Origin of the sequence: Erythrobacter donghaensis (assembly GCF_001557325.1) — a bacterium.
GTDB lineage: Bacteria > Pseudomonadota > Alphaproteobacteria > Sphingomonadales > Sphingomonadaceae > Erythrobacter > Erythrobacter donghaensis_B.
In genome coordinates this window covers 1-9679 of record NZ_LSJS01000209.1, presented here as the reverse complement: position 1 = coordinate 9679, position 9679 = coordinate 1, and the positions used below count along the sequence as shown (strand labels likewise).

The 9679-nt window shown below is 62.5% G+C and carries 8 protein-coding genes and 2 tRNA genes; 4 read left to right on the top strand and 6 right to left on the bottom strand.

Going from position 1 to position 9679, the window contains the following annotated elements:
- The 4 genes from AX692_RS20190 to AX692_RS12645 form a co-directional block, all read left to right on the top strand.
- Positions 1-899 (top strand): polysaccharide deacetylase family protein (locus AX692_RS20190; RefSeq protein ID WP_073977711.1); only part of this gene is annotated, 899 nt, incomplete at its 5' end.
- An 89-nt stretch (positions 900-988) separates the two neighbouring features.
- A tRNA-Ile gene (locus AX692_RS12655) sits at positions 989-1061 on the top strand.
- Between the two features lie 31 nt (positions 1062-1092).
- Positions 1093-1169 (top strand) — tRNA-Pro (locus AX692_RS12650).
- Positions 1170-1278: 109 nt separating this feature from the next.
- On the top strand, positions 1279-3309 hold the full coding sequence (locus AX692_RS12645; protein ID WP_073977419.1) for a hypothetical protein: 2031 nt from the start codon (positions 1279-1281) through the stop codon (positions 3307-3309).
- A 104-nt stretch (positions 3310-3413) separates the two neighbouring features.
- On the opposite strand, the gene AX692_RS12640 is transcribed toward AX692_RS12645, so the two are convergent.
- From AX692_RS12640 to AX692_RS20185, 6 genes are all read right to left on the bottom strand, one after another.
- The gene (locus tag AX692_RS12640; RefSeq protein WP_081095304.1) at positions 3414-4073 is read right to left on the bottom strand and encodes a hypothetical protein; all 660 of its coding nucleotides are present in this window, start codon (positions 4071-4073) and stop codon (positions 3414-3416) included.
- Positions 4070-4219: a hypothetical protein gene (locus tag AX692_RS19710; protein ID WP_155644908.1), complete on the bottom strand. Its 150-nt coding sequence runs from the start codon at positions 4217-4219 to the stop codon at positions 4070-4072. Before AX692_RS19710 ends, AX692_RS12640 begins: the two co-directional genes overlap by 4 nt.
- 315 nt (positions 4220-4534) lie before the next feature.
- Entirely contained in the window at positions 4535-7624 is a 3090-nt protein-coding gene (locus AX692_RS12635) for a type ISP restriction/modification enzyme (RefSeq protein ID WP_073974382.1), read from the bottom strand.
- A 96-nt stretch (positions 7625-7720) separates the two neighbouring features.
- The gene (locus tag AX692_RS12630) at positions 7721-8485 is read right to left on the bottom strand and encodes a hypothetical protein (RefSeq protein ID WP_073974383.1); all 765 of its coding nucleotides are present in this window, start codon (positions 8483-8485) and stop codon (positions 7721-7723) included.
- Positions 8486-8550: 65 nt separating this feature from the next.
- A complete protein-coding gene (locus tag AX692_RS12625) occupies positions 8551-9132 on the bottom strand; it encodes a hypothetical protein (RefSeq protein WP_073974384.1) in 582 nt (193 codons plus the stop codon).
- A gap of 80 nt (positions 9133-9212) precedes the next feature.
- A partial coding sequence (locus AX692_RS20185; protein ID WP_230961060.1) for a hypothetical protein occupies positions 9213-9679 on the bottom strand: 467 nt, incomplete at its 5' end.

Genomic DNA, 9679 nt, shown 5'->3' with positions numbered 1-9679 from the left:
GCCATAGCCCTCGCGCCCCCTTCCGGCGCGAGGGCTATGGCACCAGCCACGTCGCGGCGATCCCGCGCTTCCAGGCCTTCTGCGAGCGGATCGGGGCGCATCCGGTCTATCTGGTCGACTGGCCGATCGTGCACGAGCCGCGCGCGGTGGAGATCATCGGCGATGCCGTGCGCCGCGGGACAGCCGAGGTCGGCGTGCAGCTTCACCCCTGGGTCAACCCGCCGTTCGAGGAGGAGGTGAGCGTGCGCAACTCCTTCGCGGGCAATCTGCCGCCTGCGCTCGAAGCGGCGAAGTTCACGGCCCTGCGCGATGCGATCGAGACCGCTTTCGGACGCGCCCCGCTGATTTACCGCGCCGGGCGCTACGGGCTCGGCCCCCATACCGCCGCGCTGCTCAGGAATGCCGGGATCCGGATCGACACGTCGGTGCGCCCGCTGTTTGATTACAGTTCCTATGACGGGCCCGACTACAGCAACCATCCGGTGACCCCCTACTGGATCGACGCCGAGAGCAGCTTGCTCGAACTGCCGGTGACGAGCGCCTATTGCGGCCCGTTGCGCCGCTTCGGCCCGCTGATCCACCGCGTGCAGCGCCACGTGCCGACCTTCTTCTCGGGCTTCTCGCGCTTGCGCCTGCTCGAACGCATCGCACTCACGCCCGAGGGCGTCTCGGCCGCCGAGGCGCTGCGCGGGGTCGACCTGTCGATCGATGCGGGCCTGCCGGTGCTGGTGCTCTCGTTCCACAGCCCGACGCTCGCCCCCGGCCACACGCCCTATGCGGCCAGCGAGGCACAGGTCGAGGCGCTCTATGACTGGTTCGCGGCTGTCTATGCCCGGCTCGCGGCGCGAGGCGTGCGCAGCTGCACCGTCGCCGAGATCATCGCTGCGACCGGGGGATAGGCACGTGCGTCCCGGCTTGTGTCGCGTGCGCCTGCGGGGTAGGGCGAGCGGGTCGCCCTGCCCTGCCCCCGGGTGCCTTGCTGCGCGAGGGGCCTGTAGCTCAGCGGTTAGAGCTGGCCGCTCATAACGGCTAGGTCGCGGGTTCGAATCCTGCCGGGCCCACCGGGGGCGGAGCGGGCGAGACAAAGAGTGTCGGGGAGTGGCGCAGTCCGGTAGCGCGCTTGCTTTGGGAGCAAGATGTCGCAGGTTCGAATCCTGTCTCCCCGACCACTTTTCACGCAAGGCATTGAAGGAAAACCGCTTTTCATCTCTCGGTGAGGCGGAGTGTCACATGCGTTGTCACATGCCGGTTCACCGAGGCATCTCGGAGAGCCTTTCAATGCCCAAAATACCCTTCAGCTCGCGCCGCTATGGCCGCTACTATTTCCGCAGACGGGTCCGTTTGCTCGATGGCAAGGATATCCATGTAATCGTGCCGCTTTCCACCTGTGACGGGCAGGAAGCGCGCGAGCGGGTCGCGATTCTCTCCGCACAGTTTGACAGGGTGCGCCGGACGGTGAACGCGTATTTCGAACATAACCAGACGCTCGACGCCAACACGATCAAGGCGCTGTTCGAAACCGAGCTGCGCGATTGCCTGTCCAAGCTGATCATGGAGTTGCACGACCCGTCGCGTGATCCCGCCGCCTGTGTGCGGGATTACCGGACCATGGCAAGCGCGCTCGATATCGCCCAGCGCCCGGGCACCACCAACGAGCTGACCGATGCCCATCGCCAGATGCTGGCGGCTCAGGGTCACGACGAAATGGATATCGAGTGGGTGGCCTGCGATCTCGACCGCGAGTGCGGCAAGGACATCATTGCCGATGAGATGATGGCGCTGATGGCAGAGGGTCTGGGGCTTGAGCCGACCAACGCAGTGGTTGCCCGCCTCAAGCACGTCCACCTTCAGGCAATGGCCGAAGCGCACCGGCTCGCGTCCCACTTCCTCGACGAGGATGTGCAGTCCGCCTTCGATCAGGAGGAAGCCCTGCTGGCAAAGCGCCGGGCGAACGGGGCGCCGCTTACCTTTGCGCCGCCGCAGCCTGCAACGTCTCCGCCAATCGCCCTGCCCTCGCCAGTATTAGCGCCAGCTGAGACCAACGCCGCTTCTCATCCTGATTGCGTGTTCAAGACCTACCATGCCATGCGGTTCAGCGAGGTCATTCCATCTGTTCTCGAACAAGCGCGCGTCAATGGCCATTGGACGCGCGGGCTTGCGCAATACGAGCGTGTTCTCCGAACCTTTGCGTGGATCACCGGTGACAAGCCGCTCGGCGATTACAATCATGCCGACGTGGCCAAATACAAGAACGGGCTCATGCGCATGCCGCGGGATTTTCGCCCGGCGAAAGCCTTCGAGCGCCCCTTTGCCGAAGTAGTCGCCGGTCTGAAGGTTGGGCGGCACAACGCGCGATCGCTCAATACGGTAAAGCGGGACCTGTCGTATATGTCCACGGCCTATGACCTTCTGGCGGAGGATCTGTGGGCTCCGAAGATCCCCAACACCAAGGCTTTGGACTTCCTTAAGACAAAACTTCCTAAACAAAACAAAGTGACGGAAGAGACAGTGCGTCCCGTCTGGACACGCGAGCACATGAGATGCCTCTTCTCGTCGCCTATCTGGGTCGGCGGCGGCGGGCACCTCCACCGGCTTGATCAAGCAGGCGGTAGCGATGTCTGGCATGATGCCGCCTATTGGCTTCCGATATTGCTCTACTACACCCACGCATCGCTGAACGAGATCGCAGGTCTACGGGCGGACGAGATATTTCTCGACGAGCCGGTGCCTAATCTCAAGATCGATGACAACGATCTGCGCGCAGAAGACGGCGTCCCTGGCGGCACCAAGAATGCCCATCGCCGGCGCCGGATCCCCGTGCATGAGGAGATATTGAGGCTCGGGTTCGCAGATTACGTGAAGGCGATCCGTGCTGAGGGCCATGCCGCGTTATTCCCGGAGCTCTTCCTCAATGAAGCGCGGATTGGCGGTCACCAGTTTCGGAACATCGCTTGGCGGCACATGGTTGGGTGGATCGGATTGCACATGGATATCCCCAGCAACGAACACTCGGGGAAGATTGCCGACATGCAGTCGATCCGGGCACTTGGCTCTAGCTCCTACGCAGAAGCCAATGCACCCGACATGGTTCGCGCCGATGTGATGGGACACGCCAGGACCGGAACGAACGCCAAGCATTACTCGAAGCGGATCGAGTCACACGGCCTGTATCAGGTGCTCGGCGAATATCGCGAATTTATGGCGGAGTTCGTGACGGTCACTACCAATCACCTGCAGCCGTATCCGGTCAAGCTGCTGCCGATCAACCACCGTTCAAGGACTGGTAAGCCGCGGTTGAGGCGGTCGTAGTCGGTCATGTGGGGCTGTCGCTGTTCTCGGCAGCCCCTTCGATCCAACGGACTAGAGGTCCGTTGCGTGAATGTGCGGTCTGTCGCGACGGCGCGGCCTGAGTGCTAGGCTCGCGCGGCAATCATCGCGAGTCGACGCTCTTCGAGCTCAGGGGGATGGAAGACACCCCGGATACAATCAGGGTTGCGGACCGCGATCTGCACATGGCTCTGGCGGTAGAACGCAGCCCCTTCGTAAAGCGGCTCGCCTTCGGTAAACATGGCGCGCACCGTGTCATAGAACGGGATCGGATCGCCCGCCTCACCCTCGGCCTCGGCCTCATCGAAGTCGTAGTCCATGATCGAGTGCAGGTGCTTGATCACAGCGCAGTCGAGTTCCCGGATCTTGCGATCAGTGTCGCCATCACGCTTGGAATTGCGGTTCGTTGGGAGGGATTTGCCGGCCTTGGTGTAGAACGTTACCATTGAGGCATGGGCATCGCGGACCAATTCTTGGTCTTCTCGCGTCAGCAGGTCGAGGCATTCACGAAGATCGATGATCGCCCCGACAACACCCGGCTCAGCGTATGATCCGTCTCTACATCGGCTCTCCGCCCATTCCCATGCCCTTAGGGGATCGGCCTCCCAGAAATAGATACCGGGGCCAACCCAATCGAACTTCGAATCGCTCGGCGCGAGGGAAGCCTTGCCTTTGATGACCTTGTCGGCGAGCTTTCGGTCACAGCCATGATAGCCGAGGACGAACGCCGTATTACGGCGGCTCAAGCTACTGCGTTGCGCTTCGATTTGGGCTTGTCAGACAGCCCTTCACGCTTGATCGTCGCTCGCGCGGACTCACGGGAAGCGGTGAACTTCTCGGTGTAGATCGCGATCTTTTTGCCAATCACGGCATTGCGTTCGGCATGAGTCACTGTGCTGCCCTCTCATCTCGACGATCCCGCTTTAGCGGCGAATCGTTGAAGAATGACCAAAGCCCCTCCCGGCCAGTCCCGTGCGTGCTGCAAGAGAATTCCGGAGACGGCAAGACTTACTCGACGAGGCACGGGAAAATCAGCGCAGGCCGAGGCGTTGATGCATCAGTGCGGCGCAGCATATGAGCCCTGCCTGAATGAGCGCTCGCTTCGCGAAGTCGGCCGCGTGGTGGGCAATTTGAGGCCCGAACGCGCTCACCGGACATGGCTGCTCCGAAAATCCGTACTTTTCCACCACTGCGCGACAAACGAGCCTCAAACTCCCTCCCCTGCCCCGCGATCCAGCGCGCGCATGGCATCGGTGATTGCGTTCGTCTCCACGCTCACCCGCACAACCTTGGCGAGCAGGGTGATCATGCTCTCCTTGTAGTCGGCGAAGCGGTAGGTGTTGAACTTCTCGCGCACGGTGGGGTCCTTGATCGTCTTCTCCTTGTGCTGATCGAGCACCCAGTCGATCGCGCTGCGGTTGCCGAGGCGGTAATCCCATGCGCCTTGCGGGATATCGGTGAGCTTGGTCTGCGCATCGACGATGACTTCGCCTGTCTCCGCCACAGAGCGCAGGATCGGGCGCGCCATAGCGCCGGGCTTGGGTTCCTTGTCGGCTTCGACACGTTTGATCGGCCAGGCCTTCACCTTCTCGTAGCCGATGTGCAGCTTCAGCAGCGTCTCGCCCCATGCGACCCAACGGCCGAAATCGGGGTAGAGCGGCACGCGCGGGAATTCGCGGCGCAGATCGTCGGCGTGCTTTTCGCGATAGAGCGGATCGTGCAGCACGGCGTAGCAGTAGGCGAAGATCGTATCGAGCGTTACCTCGTCGTCGGGGTAGCGCCCACGGAACTGGTCGAGCGCCCATGGTGTGATGTTGTCATCTCGGTCACCAGAAGGGAGGTAGCGATACCGGGTTACCACCTGAAAGGCGTCGGTCGTCGCCAACACATGATGTTCAGGAATCAGGTTCGAAGCCAGTGCCGCAAAGTCGCTCCGATATCCGCGATCACTTACAATGATGCCATGGTTGGTTTCTCCCGGGCGGAAAAGGCTGCGCACGCGGAAGGTTCGAGCGATTAGACGGGGTTCGAGATAGAGGACTTTTTTCGTAAATGGACGATACAGGCTGTCTGTCATCAAACCTTTGTCAAAGCTGATCGACTTGCCTGTAAGCTTGCGGCGATCAAGATCAGCGTCCCACTTGATGCTATCGGTCTGCTTCGCACCCCCTGCATTGAAGGTCTTGAGTAGCGCTTTCGCCTTGTTGGCGACCGATGCCTTGTCATGGCCATAAAGCCAATCGTCGCGCTTGGTTTGAAGGGCGTTCGAGGTCAGGCGGAAAATCGCCTCGACCCTGACACCTTGGTCATCGAGGACGTCTTTGTTCCCCTTTCTATCGCCGGGCCCCATAGTCGGATCGGCGAGCGGCAGGTAGCTGCTCCAATCCGCGCTCTCGCTCGATAGCCAGTTGCCTTTGACGTCAGGCGTGAGCGGCTCGACCTGCCAGCGATCGAAATCCTGCACGCTTTCGAGATAGCCAAGCTTGTCCGCAGCAGTCTCATCCTCGCGGCGGCGAGCGTAGAACAGCTTGAAGCCCTTGGCCTCCTTGCGCCGAACCATAAAGGCGATGGCCACGCCGGTCTGGATGCCGAACACATTGTGCTTGGTGCCGCTGAGCTTGGGATTGGCGCGCACGTCGCCGCCCAAGTCCATCACCCAGCACTCGGCGAATTCCTCGGCGATGCTCTTGCGGAACCCGTCGAAGGCGACCTTCTCGATGAAGTTGCGGTTGGTGACCATGGCGATCACGCCGTCCTCGGTCAGCCGGTCCGAAGCCCAGCGCCAGAAGCGGACATACATGTCCGACAGGGAATTGGTGTTCTGGGCGTTGCTGAGGCGCCGGTAAGTCTGGCCGATACGCTCGTCCACGCGGCGATAGGGCCGGTTGGGATTGCGGGCGTTATAGTCCTGCTGCCAGGCGTTGTAAGGCGGGTTGCCGATGATCAGCTTGATCTTGGCCGAGTTCTGGCGCTTCACCCGCTCGAGGTTCTCGTCACTTGTGCCACCGAACATGTCCGGCTGGTGCCCAGCGTAGATGGCAAGGCCCGCCGTGTTGTCGAGCGTGTCGACGAAGACGAGGCCTGGAAACTCCTCGTAGCCATCGTTGAGGACGGCGAAGGTGTTCTCGATGTTGAGGTTGGCGACGTAGTAGGGGAGGATCGCGACCTCGTTGGCGTGCAGCTCGTTTTGGTATTTGGCCTTGAGCCGCGCCGTGCCGGCCCCCTGCATGTGTTCGAGCAGTTCGACGATGAAGGTGCCGGTGCCGGTCGCGGGGTCGAGGATCTCGACGCCTTCGTCCGCGAGCGTCTTGCCGAAGTGCTTTTCGGTCAGCCATTCGGCGCCACGGATCATGAAGCGCACGATTTCGCCGGGGGTGTAGACCACGCCCAGCCTGTCGGCGGCATTGGGATCGTAGGACTTGTAGAAGTCCTCGTAGAGGCGCTTGACGAAATCCTGCTTGGCGCGGGGATCGGCCAGCCCGGCAGCAGCGGCACGGATCGCGCCGTAATAAGGGCGAAGCAGATCGGTGGTCGCGCGGCGGAGCGCGCCGGTGAAGAACTTTGCCTCCAGTTCGCCCAGCTTAACCGCGATGTTGTTCTCGCGGTGATACTGGGCGTTGTCGAATACGCTGGTGAAGATCTCCTCGGTCAGGATGTGCTGGATGAGCATCTTCCTGACGTCGTCCTTGCTGACGGTCGGATTGATCGCCTGTTTGGCGTGTTCGAGGAAGGTATCGAGCGCGCGGGTGAAATCGGTGCTGCGGGCTTCGGCCTCGCCGATCGCCATTTCGAGCGCTTCGAGCACCTGCGGCAGGTCCGCGCGGAACTTGGCGGAAGCCGCCTTGAACTCGCTGAGCTCCGGCGGCTCGTGCGCGAAGAAGGTGTCGATCAGCCTGAGAAGCGCGTCATCGTCAGCGAGGGAAATGCGCATGACCTCGCGCCCATCCTGGCGGAGGATGGCGGTCTTCGTGTCCTCGTAAATGATGTTGTCGTCCGGGTAGCCCTTCGCGATCTTGTCGCGGATCTCGCGCTCGAGGTCGTCCTTGCTGTCCTTGGCCTCCCAATATCCGAACGGCTTGCGCAGGATCTGGGGGATCAGCGCGCCGTCCACCGCGATGTTGTTGCCGCGGGGGCCACGCCCTTCCCATTCGTTAGTGAAGACCAGATCATGGGCGCGGCCCGTGCGTTCGAGCAGTTCGGCGAACGCCTTGCGCAGCACCCGTTCGTTGAGGCTGCCGGTGACGCGATGCTGTTCGGCAAGCGTGCGCCGGTAGTGATTGATGTGCGCGCGGCTCATGCGGGTTCCCCTGTTGCCGGCATGATTGGCCGTCCGGCAAGGTGCTGGCAAGAGGGGTTTTTTAGCCCGGCTTGCCAGCGCCTTGCCGACGCTAAGCTACGCCGCGTCCCGATCGTCGGCGATCCATTGCTCCAGCCTTGCGCTGAAGGCGCGGAGTTCGGCAGCCAGTGGGTGTGCCGGGCGCTGACGCAGGAAAGCGCCGATCATACCGATCACCGCGGGTTCGAACCGGAGCCCGGGAGCATCTTGCGCAATACGCCACGCGATCATGACAATAGCGGTGATGAGGGTGTCCAGCTCGCAATGCCCCAGCAACACGTGCCAGTCGGCGGGCGTGCGGGTCTGGAAGAACTGGGCCTTGTTGCGCAGCAGCGAGAGCGGCACGCCGATACGGTAGGCGACTTCGGACAGGTGGTGCCATGTGCGGCCAGCACCCTTCATCGCGAGGGAAAGGTCGAGGTGCATCCGCTGACGGTTGCCGAATACAGGCTCGCGCAGCTGCGGCGGCAATACGAGCCCGTGTTCCATTGCAGTAAGCGCGAGCACCTGCTGATCGACGGGCAACCCGCCCCATGTGACCACGGTCCGGCGTTCGCGTTCGGCAAGAGCGGCGAACAGGGCTTTGGCGACCTCCATGTCCGACCCGACCATGTGTTCGCTCCACGACTTGACCGCGCCGAACGACACGGCACCCTCCGCAGAGATATCAAGGTCGAACAGGGCGGCAGCGCTGATGCAGCGCGATGCGATCCGATTGTGCTGGCAGTCCGGATGGATTGCCTGACTGGCCGCGATCAGATCGCGGTCCCATGCGCTTTCGGTGTCGATGAAGGTGTATGCGTAGGAACGGGGAGTGGTCATAGATTTTTCCTTGTTGTGGTGGTGCAGCCGATGCTGCGCAGATTTGATGTGATGGATGAGCGGGTTCAGAACGGCAGCGGCTTGGCGCGCTCGAGCACCCGCCAGGCCTGAAAGGACGCGATCAGCGCACGGGCCTCAGGTCTGCGGCAAAATGCCTGCGTGTAGATCGACCAGAGCGCCATCGCCTGTTCCGGCGCCCGGCGGTTGCGCTTGAGCGGCGTCGATGCTGGCCCCGCCATTTCCAGTCCGATGGCTTCACCTGCGGCGATCAGTTGCTCCTCGGTTACCGTCAGCGGCAGCAGCTTGGTGCCCGGTAAGGCGCGGGCGAGCAGCTGGTTGTCGATCGGCGGGAGGTCTCGAACCGCAGCGGTGTCCATCAGATACCGGGTCGGCAGAATGGGCTGGCGGACCAGCAGCTGCGCTCCGGCTGGAAGCCGTTCGCACAATCCCGTGATGATGTCCGCCCGCGAATCCGTCGGATCGAACCGGGCGTGGAGCAGATCGAAGGCTGCCTCGCGCGGTCCTGTGACTGTGGCGGTGAACAGCGCTATGCTGGAGATGAGGGAGCGGCGTTCGTATTCAGGGCGCGTCCGGATGATGGTCAGCGCGGACAGAACCGGCGGATGGCCGGAGTTACGGTGGTGCATTGGATTTCCTATTGGCAAAGCAGACGGGCGGCGCTCTCATGGAGAGCGCCGCCCGTCTGGTGGTGGGTGATGGTGGCCGGTCAGCGGGGCCGTGCTTCCTGAACCGGGACGACAGCGATCCAGCTGCCGAACCGGAACTCGCCTGCCTCGGTGGTCACCGCCAACATGCGGCGGGTGAGATCGGCCCAAGCCCGGTCAATGCCCTTCTTGAGCTTTCCCGCCGAGGGCACTGCACGCTCCACCAGACGGCCAGCAGCATCCAGCTCGAAAGCCTGCATTCGGTCGGCGCTTACCAGAAGCATCGGCTTGTCAGCCCGGGTAAGGCACGGCTCGACGAGGCAAACATGGAGCTGCCCGTGGAAAGGACGCATCAGCAACAGCCCGCGCAACTGCGTCGACACTTCATCGGCGAATGTGGCCGCCAGCCACGGCCGCCGCTTGTCGATGGCCACGCCGGACAGAACCTGAATGCACTCAGCATATGTGCCATTAACGGCGAATACCCCGAGGTCGCAGTCGCCCAATGCAACATCGACCGGTGCGGTCG